Below are 16,152 nucleotides of genomic sequence, written 5' to 3'. Positions count from 1 at the left end.
CGATGGATGGGGAATCCACGGGCACCTTATTATTCTTAGTTCCAAATGCAGTGATACCATCAACATGCATGAATTATGAATGCATCAAAGTGCTAGAAGAATCAAGAGTGCATTTGCAACTAAGAACATTCACTTAAAATGCAGTATTAAATTTAATACCGCCTATCCAAGCATTTTCGCCATTTTTATATGCACCCACGTGGCGTACATATTGGACATTCGGGCGAATGGTTAACCAGTTTGCGGCATGAAAACCGTAATAAATTTCTGCGTCATACTCTTCGCTTTGCAGACCACGGGCATCCACGGTGCCATTGGCAATTTTGGCGTCATTCACATCATCATTAATGCTGATTCGGCCTACACCAATTGCAATTTCATCCTTCGGACGGGCATCAAATGCACCCTTGTACACCAAGCCGACATTTTGCATATTGCTGACATTATTGGTGTCAGAATCATGCACTGTGAGGTTAACGAAACCGCTTAAACCGCGTGATGCATCATCTTTATGTGCAGTCAGTTGTTGCTTAGCAACGACCCAGCCGCCCTGATGATGATCTTTTTCATTGACAGGGCTGTTGATGACATTCGCATCTGCTGTGCTGTAGTAGTAACCCGCACGGTATTCACCCGGTAATTTGGCTGCACCTACTTTAGGTGACCAAACCACTTCTGCAGGAATAATCGCGCCATGTGAACCGTCTGTACTTAAATTCCAGCCTTTGCCACGTTCTAAGTTTTCTGGGTTGTATTCATACACCCCGACTTGGGCAAACACATCTGGACGAATACTATATTTCACACGGGCAGCCCACTGACTGACGGGCCAGTTGTACCATTGGTCGCCTACCCAGTTCCCAACTTGCGAACCGCAAAGCGCAAGGTTTTGAAAATCACAGTCGAAGCTGTTGAAATCTTCACCTTCACCAAAACGGCCCACTTTCACATCTAATTTCTGATCTAAGAATTGTTTCTTAATCCAAAAGTCTGTTAGGCGCCATGTTTGACCGCGGCCCCACACCTCTTGAACGGAACTCAAATGCCCTGCTAAAGCTTCAGAAGTATTTGAAAGATTGCGCCCATTACGCTGTGTCACGGTAATTTGTGCTTCGGTGTCTTTCCAACCTGCAATTTTTTCTAAATCAAGATGTGTTCCAATTGCAAATTGGTCGGCGTATTCCGTGCCATGATTGGATGAATTTTTAGCATCAAGCAATGTTGCCATTTCACCGGTATAACCAAAACTAAAGTCATAACCCTTGTTTTGCAGATCGGTACGTTGTCCATTCCAGTCACCCAACATCCATTGGCTTTCTGGATTAAATGCATCTGCCGCATAAACAACTGAATTAGAAAATAAAAAAACCACTAAAGTTGCATATACAGCCTTATTTAATGAAGAGAGGTTCATTTAAATAGTGCCTAGATCACAATTTATGTATATTTATGGTACTCCCTTTATATTTTTTTAATGTAAATAATATTTAAAAAGTATTAGTTTTGGTGATTTTTTGTAAAATACATATTTTTAATAATTTAAAAACCTAGAACTAAATACTTGATTATTAATAAATAGTCAAATTAAAACCAATAAACAAAAAAAGATAAATAAAATCTTAGTCAAACTTTCAATTCTGTTTATGTAAAAAATCCTGCCGAGACAGGATTTTTTTTGTGGAAGATGTGAAAAATTCACTCAATCAAACTTGATTCTTCGGCTGTGCAATAAAGCTTTTCGCTAAAATCAAGCGTAAAGCATACGCTACGGCCATGGCAAATATGGCATAGCCAGCAGGCTCAATAAATTGTGGAATAGCTAGCACAATCACGACAGTCAGTGGATACAACAGCTTTTTAAAACCTACCTGATGATGTGCCTCATGTAATACATATAAACTGGTGGTGTATAAAACCAAACAAGTTGCCACAAAATAGCTTTCACGCATTGAGCTAATTAAGGCCTCATGTGAAACTACATCTACGGCCGCAGCCAAGCTGGCACCTAAGGCCGCAATACTAATGAACACAAAGAAATGCCCATAACCCCATGCAAAGGCCATTTTTCTGCTATTTAATCGCTCCGCGATTTCACTGTCGAAATATGCCCACCACATGGTAAACATCATGACCAAGCCACCAATCATGAGAAAAATAAGCTCAGTACTAAAGCGCTGATTGGATAATGCATCTGTCATGGCAATCGAACATCCCACAATAGATTCACCCAATACAATAATGGTCAGTAACGAATACCGCTCAGCAATATGATGGGCATGCCATGGCGTACGGCTAGCTGATTCTGCAAACATAGGCACACATAGTTCCGCAATGACCAGTAAAATGAACAAATAACCAGTAAAATTGACAGGGGAAAAATGAAAAAACAACCAGCCCAATTGCACTAAAATAATACCGCTTGCATAACGTAATGCAGTTTTACGCCGTTCGGGATCATGCTTGGCCACCCTAAACCACTGTGTGACTAGCCCCAAACGCATAATGGCATAACCAATAATAATCACATCGAAGTCTTGCTGTTGAAATGCGCTAGGAATGCCCGCGGCAATGACCAATGAACCAATAATCTGTACAAAAGTCACTATGCGATAAAAAGCATCGTCATTGTCATAAGCAGAAGCGAACCAGCTAAAGTTCATCCATGCCCACCAAAGCGCAAAAAACACCATGCCATAGAGCATTAAGCCATGAGCTAAATGATTTTCAACAATTGCATGGTGTAGCTGTTGCCCTGCTGTTGCAATGGCAACCACAAAAATTAAATCAAAAAGTAATTCGAGCGAGGTCGCAACACGGTGCTTTTCGTGGGGATCACGTGCTGATAGTGGCTTTAACCACTGTGCAATTGTAGGAGGAGTATTTGGCATTCAATACGCTTTTTATTTAAAGTTATTTAAAGTTATTTAAACAAATTTTTTCAAATTCACTCCTTTCATACAAGTTGAATTACAAAATAAAAAAATCCCGCGCAAGGCGGGATTTTCTATCTCATGAATTAAAATAAAATTTGTTGGTTTTTCAGTAAATCTTCCAGTGAAAAATCTGTGTTTTGATTGTTTAAAATTAATAAATCAACAGCAGCGTGTGCTCCTGCCGAACCATCCCGATCGACTGAAACAGTCATTGTTTTATTGCCACTGTCATAAGTCAACTTCACAAACTGATCCAAATTACCTGCATTCACATTACTATCCAGTAGCGCAGAAATATCTATTTTATCTGCCTCTGTATCAGTATTTACATTGCCAAGATGAAAATCATTCCATGTGTCCAGGCCATTGCCACCATCATTATCCGCCGCGTTCAGCAATTCAAAGATTACGGTGTCTGAACCAGCGCCACCACTTAACAGATCATTCCCAGCACCACCAATCAGAAGATCTTTGCCTGTACCACCAATCAATTCGTCATCGCCTGCTCCCCCAAAGAGTGTGTCATTACCAGCACCACCATTTAATGTATCTGTGCCGTCACCACCTCTTAACAAGTCATGACCTGAACCGCCTGTTAACGTGTCATTTCCAGTTGATCCATAAATTCGGACATCTGTACTATTAGCGTGCTGATCATAATCAGCGGCTTGATCAAAGTAAGTCGGCGATGCACCCAACAGTTTCACATCGGCTAAGGTTGTAGTGGATTGACCTGTTGGAGACTGAGGCGTCGGAATTATCGGTACGAGCGGTAATATTGGGGATGCATTTGCAATAAATGTAGGTATTGTAGAAGTAGGACTAGGTATGCCTGATTGTGTCGCATCCCACACATCTACTATTAATGTACTTGCCACATTTAATCCAAGTAAGGCTGACTGATGGACTGTGCTTAAGAATTCTAAAATAGCAGCATTAGAAACCAATCCCCCATCCGACGCCGAAATTCTTAATCCATAAGTTGCAGCGATAGCTCCTAATACACCTGCATCATAAGTTTGAACAACTTGAAGACCTAACTGATCTGCAAGTACTGTTGAATATTTCCAGCCTCCAGCTAAAGTCATTACTGAAACAAGAGATATTTCTACTTGTTTCAAATCATTATTTACATCATAGGCAGCAAATGGTCGATCTTCCAATTTCAGAACACCAAGTAAATCTGCGCCAACCAAGCCAAGTAAAGAACCTGTTTGAATAATCGCCACAGGTAGTGTATTGGCAATCACTGGGTCAGCACCTTTTACTGATAAATCAAAAGTAGATGTTGATTGATTTCCAGCTACATCTGTCGTAGTTGCCGACCAAGTATGTGTGCCTATCGCCAAAGCTGTAGGTTGTGTATAAGACCACTTTCCTGTAATTGCATCAGCTATTACAGATGTTAACGTACCATCTGGCAATGTAAGACTAATACTTGCACCAGGATCAGCAGTACCATATAAAGTCGGCTGCGTATCATCGGTTGAGCCACCACTGTATAAGCTTCCTTGACTTGAACCTGTGTCATCCTGCGCGCTTAAAATGGCAAGCTTAGGTGCTGTCGTATCAACCGTAATCACAGGTAAGTTTGTAACTGAACTATTTCCAGCTGTATCAACCTGTTTAACTTGCAGATTATTATAAGTTCCATCTGTCAAAGTGAAGCTTTTGCCAGAACCTTGAACCCATGTCGTACCATCTTTGCTGTAATACCATGTAGCCCCTTGTTCAAGCCCATCGATATTGATTTTACCATTTGAAGTAATATGATCCGTCGCGAGAGATCCCGTATCCTGAGCAAGTACAGCAGTTAATTGTCCCACTGTATGATCAACAATATTGATTTTAAGGACTGCACTGGCCTGATCTGTACCGTTTTTGATGGTATAGCTAAAACTATCTGACTGACCAACAGAATTTGCATTAGTGACTATATAGGTATAATCCCCTGTTTTATCAATAACGAGCTTGCCATACACACCATAAACCGTAATTTTATTTGTAAGACTATCTGGGAAATAATCTTTGCCATTGAAGGTAACTTTTATAAGCTCAGAGCCTATAGCTGGCGTATCTGCTGAAGCACCGCCAACACCTGTAATCACGTTACCCACTTGATCAAAATCACCAAATACAGTTTCGGTTAACTGCGTAGTAATGTTCGTATCTTGCAGTATAGTCAAAGTATTGTTTAACAAAGCCTGCGATACAGCATCCAAGACTTTATCCGTTAATGTTAATAACCCACCTGTAACAAATAACGGTGCTAACAATCCACTTTGAGCATTTAGCAATGTTGTAATTTCACCAACAACAACACCCAAACCCGAGCCATTCAATGGTGTTAATATGCCATTTAATAGCACACCTATACTATCTGCAATTGCACCGCCACCGAGTGCGCTTTTAACAGCATTTACGATCAATACCTGATTATCAGCACCTAAAACCATACCATTGGCACCCAAATCGGCAATCGTTAAGCCTTGTACCAATTGATTTAACTGACTTGAGTCGCTACGTACCACAACATTATAAGTACCCGGTTCAAGTCCATTAATTGTGGCAGCTAAAGTATCATTTCCAAGTAAACCTAAAACAGGCAAGCCAGCGACGTTACCAAGTAAAGAATTCGATGTTACTGCTGAATAAACCACCTTACCTGTCGCATCAATAACATCCAATCTAAAAGCATTGGCAACAGATACTAACGCTGTCTGCTTAATTTGGATCGAAAGCGTACCTGCACTATTTGCTGCAACGGTAACGGATGCACTATTGCCAGCGTTGTAGTTTGAATCCAAAAGACCAATCACATCTAAATTGCTACTGGTTTGTGCTGCATGGGCTACTGTTGTTTTAGAAATAATATCAAGTATAAGCGTATCATCTGTAGCAATAAGCTTGGTTTGGGTCGAGCCGTTGACCAGACCACCAATTAAGTTGTTGGTGCTAAAGCCATTGGCATCATTGCCTGCAATGTCTTGGATGACGCCAGTGCTGTCATTCAGGATTGGTGTTTTGTCTGCATAGACCACGTTCACCACATCGGTGCTGTAGATGGTTTGTGGCAGTATGAGGGTCACGGTGTTGCCGTTGATGCTGACATCTGTATCGCTAATGGTCTGTAATTGGCCATTCACCAAGACATTGAATTGTGCCCCTGCTGGTTTTACCCCAGAGTCTAATGTTTCACTGAAGCTTAGGCTGATGCTCTTACCATCCGTCGCAACGCTTGCACTGCTTAAGTACGGTGCTGTGGTGTCTGGTGTCGCTGGCGGAGTTTGGGTCGAGCCGTTGACCAGACCACCGATTAAGTTGTTGGTGCTAAAGCCATTGGCATCATTGCCTGCGATGTCTTGGATGACGCCAGTGCTGTCATTCAGGATTGGTGTTTTGTCTGCATAGACCACGTTCACCACATCGGTGCCGTAGATGGTTTGTGGCAGTATGAGAGTCACGGTGTTGCCGTTGATGCTGACATCTGTATCGCTAATGGTCTGTAATTGGCCATTCACCAAGACATTGAATTGTGCCCCTGCTGGTTTTACCCCAGAGTCTAATGTTTCACTGAAGCTTAGGCTGATGCTCTTACCATCCGTCGCAACGCTTGCACTGCTTAAGTACGGTGCTGTGGTGTCTGGTGTCGCCGGCGTGGTTTGGGTCGAGCCGTTGACCAGACCACCAATTAAGTTGTTGGTGCTAAAGCCATTGGCATCATTGCCTGCAAGGTCTTGGATAACGCCAGTGCTGTCATTCAGGATTGGTGTTTTGTCTGCATAGACCACGTTCACCACATCGGTGCTGTAGATGGTTTGTGGCAGTATGAGGGTCACGGTGTTGCCGTTGATGCTGACATCTATATCGCTAATGGTCTGTAATTGGCCATTCACCAAGACATTGAATTGTGCCCCTGCTGGTTTTACCCCAAAGTCTAATGTTTCACTGAAGCTTAGGCTGATGCTCTTACCATCCGTCGCAACGCTTGCACTGCTTAAGTACGGTGCTGTTGTGTCTGGTGTCACTGGCGGGGTTTGGGTCGAGCCGTTGACCAGACCACCAATTAAGTTGTTGGTGCTAAAGCCATTGGCATCATTGCCTGCGATGTCTTGGATGACGCCAGTGCTGTCATTCACATTTGGGTTTGTATCTGTATAAATAACTTGAACATCCTGACCTGCATAAATTTTATTATCTAATTTTATTTCTATTTGCTGACCATTGATGCTGACTGAATATTCGGCAGGTAAAACAACTTTTCCATCCACAACAACAATAAATTTTGCTGGATTTATATTGGCATTTGGATCTAGTGCTTCGTTAAAACCTAAAATAATGTCGCCTGCAGCATTTACCACCGCGCTGGTCATCTGCGGACTTGTACTATCTGGCACAGATGTTTGAATTTTATCTGAAATATTACCAGACTGATCTACAGCAGTGACATCTACAATTTTACCTTCAGTCAAAGGTGGCTGAAAATTGATAGAGACATTACCATTACTATCTGCAATTGCAGAACCGAGCAAATTCCCCGCAGTATCCTTCACATTAACAACAGCATTTGGCTCAGTTTTGCCTTGTAGCACCTTACCGTCGAAGGCGGTAATTTGAGGTTTATCAGGTGCTGTCGTATCACTGGTTGTAGGTGCTGAATCTTTTGAGTTTGAGTTATTACTGGCAATTGCAACACCACCTCCAATAGCTACAGCCCCTAAAGCCCAAGGCCATATTCCAGCAAAAACACCTCCACCACCTGTTGCTCCAACCAAGCTCGAATCTAATGGATGATAACGGATAAGATCGGTAAAAACATTGCCTTGAGCATCCGTAAACTCAGCCCAATATAATTTATTATCATGCTCAAATACGAAATAATTTGAATTCACTGGCATTGTAAAAAAATTATCAACTGTAATTATTTCACCGCTCTTCAAAGTAATGATTGCTGCATCACCTTGTCGAGTTATACTTGCAACATCATTATAATCAATATCAATCTTCACAATTGATTCTTTAACCAAATGAATATTATTTGATTGAGTTACATCAATAATTGATCCATTATCTTTTGAGAGAACTTCTATTTTTATAGTCATTTTGAAACTCCACAAATACTTTATGATGGTTCTAACTTGATTTACTTCCATCATTGTTAATAGCAGTAGTGATGCCTCAAAAAAATGCCATTTATCGCCCAAAAAAAGTGCAATGCATCGTTAGATCAGTGCGATATATCACCTCCGCTCAAATTAAGTTTAGATCAATGATTTTAATTGTATTTTTTATTTGATAAAAAATCTCATTTGCGCAAACCTATGAGATTAACATCACAAGAAAAGCAACGATTAGCGAAGCAAACGACATGATTTTGTAATTATTATTTTTTGTTACCAAAATACATAAACAACCTAAAAACTTACATAACGCTACATGATGAAATACTTAATGACACAATCAGCTCTATAGGAATGAAAATCCCATTTATGTAGTACAAAAATATAAAACGATTTAATAAACACGAATAAATATTTTATTTAAAACAAAGATATTAAAAACCCTCTATATATTTAATAAGAAATTAAACTTCTCTTAAATATATAGAAGGAATAAAAATACTGATTAAACCAAATTTATTAATGCATTAAAACTGTCTATTTTATAACGTGGCTGTGCATGTTCTATTTCTTCCGACGTGCCATAACCATAGGTCACTGCAATTGTTTCAATTCCATTTCGACGCGCGCCCAATATGTCATATTCACGATCACCAACCATAATGCACTCACTTGGGTCTAGCTGCTCTTGTTGCAAAATATAGGCAATTAAATCACCCTTATTTGTACGTTCACCACTCAGCTCACTGCCATAAATAACTTTAAAATACTCGGCCAAATGAAAGTGCTCTAAAATTTGCTTTGCATAAATGGTGGGCTTTGCAGTCGCTACATATAAAGCATATCCCTTTTGCTGTAAGTGCTTTAAGGTCTCTGCTACTTGTGCATAGACCATATTTTCAAATAAACCAATGCTAGAAAATCGTTCACGATAGCGCAATAGAGCCTGCTCGGCTAAGTCATCCTCTACACTGACTTGTAAAATTCGAGCCAATGATGCTTTCAGTGGTGGGCCAATAATCCAATCAATATTCAAATCATCAGCAATCGGATGCCCAACTTTAGCCAAACCATAACGCGCACATGTCGTAATCCCTACTTTTGGGTCAGTCAGTGTTCCATCCAAATCTATCAAAATATTTTTAATCACACGTGTTCCTTGGCTTGATTTACGCAGAGCAAAAATGCACTCGAGTGTTCTTTCAAAGTTGCCTATACTAACGCATATTTATTCAATGAAGGATATCCTTGTGCGCCCTACAGTGCTGTGTTTTTCAGGCCTCGACCCTTCTGGTGGTGCTGGGCTTCAAGCCGATATTGAAGCCATTGGCCAAAGTGGTGCACATGCAGCCATTGCCTGTACTGCGCTGACCATTCAAAACTCGCAGCAGGTATTTGGTTTTGAAGCCACGCCTAAAGCATTGCTTCTTGCGCAGGCCAATGCTGTCGTAAATGACCTTCCTATTCGCTGTGTAAAATCGGGTATGTTAGGCACGACCGATAACATTGCAGCGCTGGCTGAATTTTTACAGCAACACCCAGATTATCAATATGTATTGGACCCTGTATTGGTGGCCAATAGTGGTGGTTCTTTGGGCAATCAAGCGACTTTGGTTAAAGCTTTTGCCGAACTCATTCCATTGGCTAGCATCATTACGCCAAATACAGTTGAGCTACGTGCGCTTACAGGTGAAAATGATTTAGATCTGGCGACGCAAAAATTATTTGCGATGGGTGCAAAAGCAGTCCTTGTCAAAGGTGGACATGAAGATACACCTGAATATATTCGTAATGCCTTATATATACAGGGTGAATTAATTTCAGAAACCCGTTGCCCACGTTTAGCAGGTGAATACCATGGTTCTGGTTGTTCACTGGCCAGCTTTATTGCAGGTCGTTTAGCTCAAGGCGATGTACTTAAAACTGCAGTACAATATGCCGAAACATGGCTATTTGGTGTGTTAAAAAATGCCGAGTCCCCTGTTGAGGGTGGCCAAAAAATTCCTAAGCGATTTTAAACAAAAAGCCCTGAATCATTCAGGGCTTTTTTAATATGAACTGACGATTACACCCCCTGTTGCACTGTCGTTACCCACGTAGGTAGCGCCCAAGCGCCACCAATAAATCCTTTACATTGTACGGTTCGTGCTCGATAGCTCAGTACAAATCGGCTTCCATTCCACGCCCACTCAGTTGTGCTATTACAATCAGCAATACCACGCCCACGTTGGTTGGCAAAAATCTGCCCTTCACTAAAACTATTACCCGAAACCGTCACCAATTGCTTCACTTGTTTTAACTGCCGATCCATCAGCCAATAGCCATTGCCATAATTATAAGCTGCGCGCCAACAAGGAATTTCCAGCAACAGATTTTGCTCATTAATTGGATACGCAATCACACGATCGCCCTCCATAAAATTCTGTTCAAATATTAAAGGACAATCAGATGCTTTCACCTGTTTTTTGAGTTGTACATACAACTGCTTGGCTGTTTTTGAATGCACACTATAACGGCTTTGCATACCTTTTTGATAATGCTGAATATTCACCTTCGGCATTTCTTGTGCTTTTAACACCTGATCAGAAGCGGTCTTGCCCTTACGTAATGTTGCAGAGTTTGTACCAATACGGCGCTGGAAATCATCCATACGCAATAGCACGGCACTTGCCCCATCTACAGACAATTGCCAACGCTGTTTTCCACTTCCCCATAACACGGGCTTAGTGCCTTGTAGTGCAGTCAACAATTGCTCTGTTTGACTCGCATCCAATACGCCTTCACCCGTTTTAGGATTGATATTAATCCAGCCTTGCGGTTTACCATCTTTATAAAACTGCAATGCGCTTTGCACACCATCCAATGCTGTCGCATCAATTTTCACGCGTGCACTCAATTTGCTTTGTGCACCTGCTACGCGTTGTAGCAATACTGAAATAATGGAACTTTGTTGCTCTGCTTGATAACCCGCAACACGGCAAGTACCAGTATTGTCACATGCAACTTCCCAATCTTTATGCGCAAAATATTGGCCTTCAATTTGCGCATGCCCCAAGGCACTACACATCACCAGACTTAAGCCAATCCCGCATTGGATGATAAATTTATTTTTTTCCATTCCTTTGGCTCTAAATTTATCCAAATTGCATGTTAAAACCGTTTTTGATGAAATACCAGCCCAAAGCATTGACTACACAGCACAGCTAAGCTTAATGCGCATCCGTTAAGTTATCTAATTCCTGTATTTTTTGACCCGTGTACGTTCATCACTCAATACTTTAATTAAATCATTGGCCAAACCTTTTAATAAGCTCATATCATCTTCACTAAGTTTTTTCGGTAGACGATCCAATATACAAAAACTCCCCAAAGCAATGCCTTCACGGTTACGTAAGACCACACCTGCATAAAATCGAATCCGGTTATGCAATAGTTCAGGCAAATGTGCAAAACGCGGATCCCGCTGTAAATCTTCAATAATCAAACTTTCATTTTGATAGACCAAATGACTGCAAATTGAATCATGTTTAGATTGCCGTGCTTTCATTGGGTCATCTACATCCTGAGCCAGTGGACTAGCAGGCGTATACACCCAGTCCTGTTTAACCCATGAAATTTGGGCATATTTCACATCAAAGGCTTGTCTTGCCTCCTCTATATACTGGGTATAAATACTCAGATTCTGCGCATCAAAAACACCCAGCTCATCCAAAGCTTTTACACGTTTTTCCTCAAGTTCTAGGTCAGACTCATCTAGCCATTTTTCACCTTGGCGTAACCTTAAAGCATCAATACTGAGCAATAAATCATTCATGTTATTGACCACAGCATCTGCATCAAACTGAGCTTTGATCTGATCTAATTGCTGTACATCATCACAACTCCACAAAGCGAAAATGAGCTTTGTATCTGGGTAATACTCTCGAATACGATGGCTCAATAGTCGCACTTGTGCTTCTGGCGCGGTATGAAAAATTGAAATACAGATAATCTGCACGGTGCTATTTAATGCGAGCAATGCTTCTGATTGCCCCTGAATGAGAACCTCAGTATATGCCTGAGCAGGAATTTCTCTTAAATTCAAACTATGCGCCAGCATCTCTGACACTTGTACATCCACTTCCCAGCGCGCCCCAGCACACCAGACCTCAGCCAACGCATTTGCATTGACATTTGCAAGGCTATAAGTTTGTTGAAAATGATGATTAAAACGTTTTAAGCCTAAATGTAAGCGTAAACGATGCTCTGCACTGGCCTCTGTATTATGGCCTCTCGAAAAAATTCGAATCGCTGGAATCGCCACTTGATCATAAAATTGATATATCCGACGTACGCGCTGTTCTGGCGTCGCCTTTTTGGGTAATTGATCTTTAATATAACCATTAGCCACATCCATAGCATCTTGCACATCATCTGCCACCAAGCGTTGATAAAAACGTTCATAGGGGGCCAAAGCTGGCTCACTGCCCAACAAAATTTTTAAAAAACTTAATGCAGGTACGTAGTTAGACAAAACCAACAAACAGGCCGTCAATGGTGTAGATAAAATTAAACCAATTGGCCCCCATAAGGTGGTCCAAAAGGTGGCTGCCAAAATAATTGCCAGCGTCGATAGCCCAGTACTTTCACCATATAGCCATGGCTCAATAATATTATTACTGATCAGTTCTAACAGCAAAATTAAGCCGATCGTCCATAGCACCATATTCCAGCCTGGATCTACAGCAAAGGCTAAGGTAATGGGGAAAACTGCAGAAATCATTGGACCAACATAAGGAACAAAGCGCATGACCACAGCCACCATGCCCCACATAATGGCCGCAGGCACCCCAATAAACCATAGCCCTGCCGCCATTGGAATGCCGTAGGTTAAATTGACCGTGAGCTGCATCCTTAAATAAGTTCCGATTCTATTCGCTGTTTCATCAAGCGCATCGGTTCCTATATTTAAATTACCACCCAACATTTTTAAAAAACGGTCATGTAAATCTTTACGATTAATTAAAATTAGAATTACGAATAAAAACACAATACCCGCGGTTGCCAATGGATTCAGTACCCGATCGCTCCACTCCAGCGCGGCTTCTGCTGTACTTTGCTCCTGCCCAACCACTTTGACTTTTTGCACACTTGGATCAGGCTCTTCAGGAATGGTTTTATCAATAGAGCCTTCAATGGTATCTAAAGTATTTTTAGCCCCATCCCACACGCTCGGACCTTGAGAATACTGCCGTACTGAGTTTAGTTTTTTTTGTATAGTGCCATGATATTGTGGCAATTCCTGACTTAATTGCCCCAGTTGATACCCCAAATATGTCGCGGCACCTGACAGCACACCCAAAACCAAAGTCACCACCAATGCAATCGATAACCATTGAGGCAGGCCTCTTTTTCTTAGTCGCATGACTAAGGGATCCACTAAAAATGCCAGCAAAATCGCCAAGGCCAAAGGAATAAGAATATCCTTCCCCCAGTACAAGGCAGCAATGACCAAAGCACTAATAATAAAACCTGCTGTGATGCTGATGATTTTTTGCAAGCTGGCAGGAACTGTTGCAACGGGGGAATTTATCCCATCCACAGTCTTGTCATTTTTCGGCAGTGGCTGATACGGTGCGTTGGTGCTATTTTTGTTGTTATGATCCATTGTCTTCATCCTGAACCATGAATTCTTATTGTTAATTTAGGCTGAACATCAAACACTGCGTATGATAATCATGTAATGATTTGCAACGTTAAGGCACAAGTTAATGTGATTTAAAGCTTTTTATGGCTTGCTCATCATGCTGGCTTTAATCCCATGATGCCATTAGAAAAATAAGCAGATATATATTAGAAATACAAAGGGATGGCCTGCTGAGTAGCAAAATCCACAGGCAAGGAAATATGTTGATGCTGAATTTTCCAGCCTTGCGCAGTTTTTCGTACAGCCAATGTAGAACGACACCAAGGAATTTTAGGCGTTTCAACACCATCATCTCGGTCAACTTTAGAATAACAACTAATAAAACCCATACTTTCAGTGGCGTGAATGAGTACATCTCGACGATAAACCCGAACATTGGCTTGGAACACACTGCTATAACGTTGCCATAAAGCCTGATAGGCTAATATTCCAGATGTCTGGCTACTGGTATCAAAGAAACAAACATCTGCAACGCAATAGCCCACGATTTTCTGAATATCCAACTGACACACCACATTATCCCAAGCGGATAAAAATTCTTGTATTTCTAACCCAGCCTGTTGCTCTCCATGAATTTTGACTGGATAACTCATTCTTTATTGTCCTGTGAATTGCGCTACCCTTTGGCTTTTACCCTAAGGCTCTCAATTTAAATTTAAGGCAGTTGTACTGCGGTTATTTTCCAGCTAAGCCCACGGCGTTGCATCATAAATCGAGTGTTTTGTTCTACATGCGTATTTGATTTTGCCTCGTGTGGCACGATCACTTCAAAGCGATTCCAACTCGTATAGTGTGCCTGTGGTCGACTGCGCGCTTGCTCAACAGCATGAGAAGCTTGCACAAGATCGTCATCGGCTGTCAGCTGTAGACCTTGTGTCTCTGTATCACTTATGGGCTGTGCTTCCTGCCATACATTTTGCACAGAACCTAACACAGATTTTGCACCCAATAAATCCTCTTTTTGAATCAACTCGGATAAGGTTTTCCCTTGCATTAACAGCATCAATGTCTGTGGATTAAGCACCATATCGACTGCATAGTCTGAAAACTTCTGACTCAGTTTAACTTGCCATTTTTGTAGGCTTGGGGGCAATGACTCACCTCCTGTATAGTGCTGAAAACGTTGTTCTAACTGGGGTTTTAAACTAATTTTAACTGCATCGTAATCAATGTATTGGGAAATTTTATTTGCCTGATTTTGTTCATAGGCTTGCTGAATACGATGCAACACCCAATAGGGCGAAATCACATAAGTCAGTATGGCTAAGCCTAGCCCCACAAAAAAACTGTATTTCAATACCTTCATCGTGCCTATATTCATTCCATACAAAAAAGACCTAGGTTAGTTCACCTAGGTACTTTTATATTTTTTGCTTTACATCATTTTCAACTCATCATCATTCGATGCCATTACGCTGTGCATCAATTCATCATGATGAAAGATTTCAGACTCTGATGACAGCGTATAGCTTTAGGTCGTTATATCTTTAATGACGGTTGAAACTCCATTGGTTTTGACCGATTCAATGCCCTTTTCACGCGATTGCTCACTGGCATAAAATTGACTCGTACCAATAATTTGATGATTGGCGGCTTTTAAATTGAAATATGGTTTCCCATTTTTAGCTTCTAATCGATCATAACGCTGATCATCGGTACAGTTTTTTTGCACAGACTCAATGCCGTTGTGTGCCGATGCTTTTGCTTTATACAATTCACTCGTCAAAATGGGTTCGCCATTTCCTGCTTTCAGTACAAAGCGAAATTGACCATCACTTGCAAGCGATATTTCATACCAACCAGCCATACCACACCTCTTGTTATTCTTAACTATTTTTAGAACATATTTTAATCAACATACCTTATTTAAAACGCTAAATAAATGCCATAAACTAAAAAAATTGCTGATTTTTTTAAAAATAGAAGTGCGTATGACATCATTAAAAATAGCGCTGAAAAGCGCTATTTGAATTTAGGCTTGAACCAGTTGCTTACTGTAGGTGGTTTTCGTCATTTCTAACACTTCAACGCACATTTGTACCGTCATACCTGACTGAGCAGGTAGAACCTGTTGCAAGGCTTGTAAGAGTTGCTCAGAAATTTCAGCTTGGGTTTCTAAACTTCTGCCACTCAGTAATGACAATTTAATATGCACATAAGCCTGCGTCTCATCTGGCTCTAATCCAATCAACCAATCCTGTTGACATACTGCACGGCTTTTAATGTCTAAAGCCGAGCTCACATGACCCGTTGCAAAAAGAGTATGGTTTAAGGTTTTGAGTACCTGCTTGGCATCAATATTTTTAATATTGTTAGAATATTCAACATGAATATGAGGCATGGTGTGGTTTCCCAACGAAGTAAAAACAAATTATGCCTGATCCCCCAATACGACGCATGCTTTCACCCTCTT

At 41.1% G+C, this 16,152-nt stretch carries 11 protein-coding genes; 1 reads left to right on the top strand and 10 read right to left on the bottom strand.

The window, feature by feature from the left end:
* Window positions 1-133 precede the first annotated feature (133 nt).
* From DYI81_RS00520 to DYI81_RS00505, 4 genes are all read right to left on the bottom strand, one after another.
* Window positions 134-1,414, bottom strand: a complete 1,281-nt coding sequence (locus DYI81_RS00520) for a carbohydrate porin (protein ID WP_117006407.1) — start codon at window positions 1,412-1,414, stop codon at window positions 134-136.
* Window positions 1,415-1,703: 289 nt separating this feature from the next.
* On the bottom strand, window positions 1,704-2,888 hold the full coding sequence (locus tag DYI81_RS00515) for a low temperature requirement protein A (protein ID WP_106985471.1): 1,185 nt from the start codon (window positions 2,886-2,888) through the stop codon (window positions 1,704-1,706).
* Between the two features lie 128 nt (window positions 2,889-3,016).
* The gene (locus tag DYI81_RS00510; RefSeq protein WP_171356282.1) at window positions 3,017-8,035 is read right to left on the bottom strand and encodes a SwmB domain-containing protein; all 5,019 of its coding nucleotides are present in this window, start codon (window positions 8,033-8,035) and stop codon (window positions 3,017-3,019) included.
* Window positions 8,036-8,558: 523 nt separating this feature from the next.
* Window positions 8,559-9,203: an HAD-IA family hydrolase gene (locus DYI81_RS00505; protein WP_117006405.1), complete on the bottom strand. Its 645-nt coding sequence runs from the start codon at window positions 9,201-9,203 to the stop codon at window positions 8,559-8,561.
* 100 nt (window positions 9,204-9,303) lie between these two features.
* On the opposite strand from DYI81_RS00505, the gene DYI81_RS00500 reads away from it, so the two are divergent.
* The gene (locus tag DYI81_RS00500) at window positions 9,304-10,071 is read left to right on the top strand and encodes a hydroxymethylpyrimidine/phosphomethylpyrimidine kinase (RefSeq protein WP_117006404.1); all 768 of its coding nucleotides are present in this window, start codon (window positions 9,304-9,306) and stop codon (window positions 10,069-10,071) included.
* A 47-nt stretch (window positions 10,072-10,118) separates the two neighbouring features.
* On the opposite strand, the gene DYI81_RS00495 is transcribed toward DYI81_RS00500, so the two are convergent.
* The 6 genes from DYI81_RS00495 to DYI81_RS00470 form a co-directional block, all read right to left on the bottom strand.
* Window positions 10,119-11,171, bottom strand: coding sequence for a DUF1176 domain-containing protein (locus DYI81_RS00495; RefSeq protein WP_171356281.1), 1,053 nt, complete (start codon window positions 11,169-11,171; stop codon window positions 10,119-10,121).
* A gap of 114 nt (window positions 11,172-11,285) precedes the next feature.
* Window positions 11,286-13,700, bottom strand: coding sequence for an AI-2E family transporter (locus tag DYI81_RS00490; RefSeq protein ID WP_117006402.1), 2,415 nt, complete (start codon window positions 13,698-13,700; stop codon window positions 11,286-11,288).
* A 185-nt stretch (window positions 13,701-13,885) separates the two neighbouring features.
* The gene (locus tag DYI81_RS00485) at window positions 13,886-14,332 is read right to left on the bottom strand and encodes a nuclear transport factor 2 family protein (RefSeq protein WP_106986556.1); all 447 of its coding nucleotides are present in this window, start codon (window positions 14,330-14,332) and stop codon (window positions 13,886-13,888) included.
* 62 nt (window positions 14,333-14,394) lie between these two features.
* On the bottom strand, window positions 14,395-15,045 hold the full coding sequence (locus DYI81_RS00480; protein ID WP_165382514.1) for a DUF2939 domain-containing protein: 651 nt from the start codon (window positions 15,043-15,045) through the stop codon (window positions 14,395-14,397).
* Window positions 15,046-15,210: 165 nt separating this feature from the next.
* Entirely contained in the window at window positions 15,211-15,546 is a 336-nt protein-coding gene (locus tag DYI81_RS00475; protein WP_106986554.1) for a YegP family protein, read from the bottom strand.
* 165 nt (window positions 15,547-15,711) lie between these two features.
* Window positions 15,712-16,080, bottom strand: a complete 369-nt coding sequence (locus DYI81_RS00470) for a 5-carboxymethyl-2-hydroxymuconate isomerase (RefSeq protein ID WP_117006400.1) — start codon at window positions 16,078-16,080, stop codon at window positions 15,712-15,714.
* Window positions 16,081-16,152: the final 72 nt, after the last annotated feature.

Origin of the sequence: Acinetobacter sp. SWAC5 (assembly GCF_003419885.1) — a bacterium.
Classification (GTDB): Bacteria; Pseudomonadota; Gammaproteobacteria; order Pseudomonadales; family Moraxellaceae; genus Acinetobacter; species Acinetobacter cumulans.
The sequence above is the reverse complement of the archived record's forward strand: the minus strand, read 5'-3'. Positions and strand labels throughout refer to the sequence as shown.

Coding starts and splice junctions, on each gene's coding strand:
- DYI81_RS00520 (WP_117006407.1), bottom strand. CDS start 1,414: ATGAACCTCTCTTCATTAAATAAGGCTGTATATGCAACTTTAGTGGTT.
- DYI81_RS00515 (WP_106985471.1), bottom strand. CDS start 2,888: ATGCCAAATACTCCTCCTACAATTGCACAGTGGTTAAAGCCACTATCA.
- DYI81_RS00510 (WP_171356282.1), bottom strand. CDS start 8,035: ATGACTATAAAAATAGAAGTTCTCTCAAAAGATAATGGATCAATTATT.
- DYI81_RS00495 (WP_171356281.1), bottom strand. CDS start 11,171: ATGGAAAAAAATAAATTTATCATCCAATGCGGGATTGGCTTAAGTCTG.
- DYI81_RS00490 (WP_117006402.1), bottom strand. CDS start 13,700: ATGGATCATAACAACAAAAATAGCACCAACGCACCGTATCAGCCACTG.
- DYI81_RS00485 (WP_106986556.1), bottom strand. CDS start 14,332: ATGAGTTATCCAGTCAAAATTCATGGAGAGCAACAGGCTGGGTTAGAA.
- DYI81_RS00480 (WP_165382514.1), bottom strand. CDS start 15,045: ATGAAGGTATTGAAATACAGTTTTTTTGTGGGGCTAGGCTTAGCCATA.
- DYI81_RS00475 (WP_106986554.1), bottom strand. CDS start 15,546: ATGGCTGGTTGGTATGAAATATCGCTTGCAAGTGATGGTCAATTTCGC.
- DYI81_RS00470 (WP_117006400.1), bottom strand. CDS start 16,080: ATGCCTCATATTCATGTTGAATATTCTAACAATATTAAAAATATTGAT.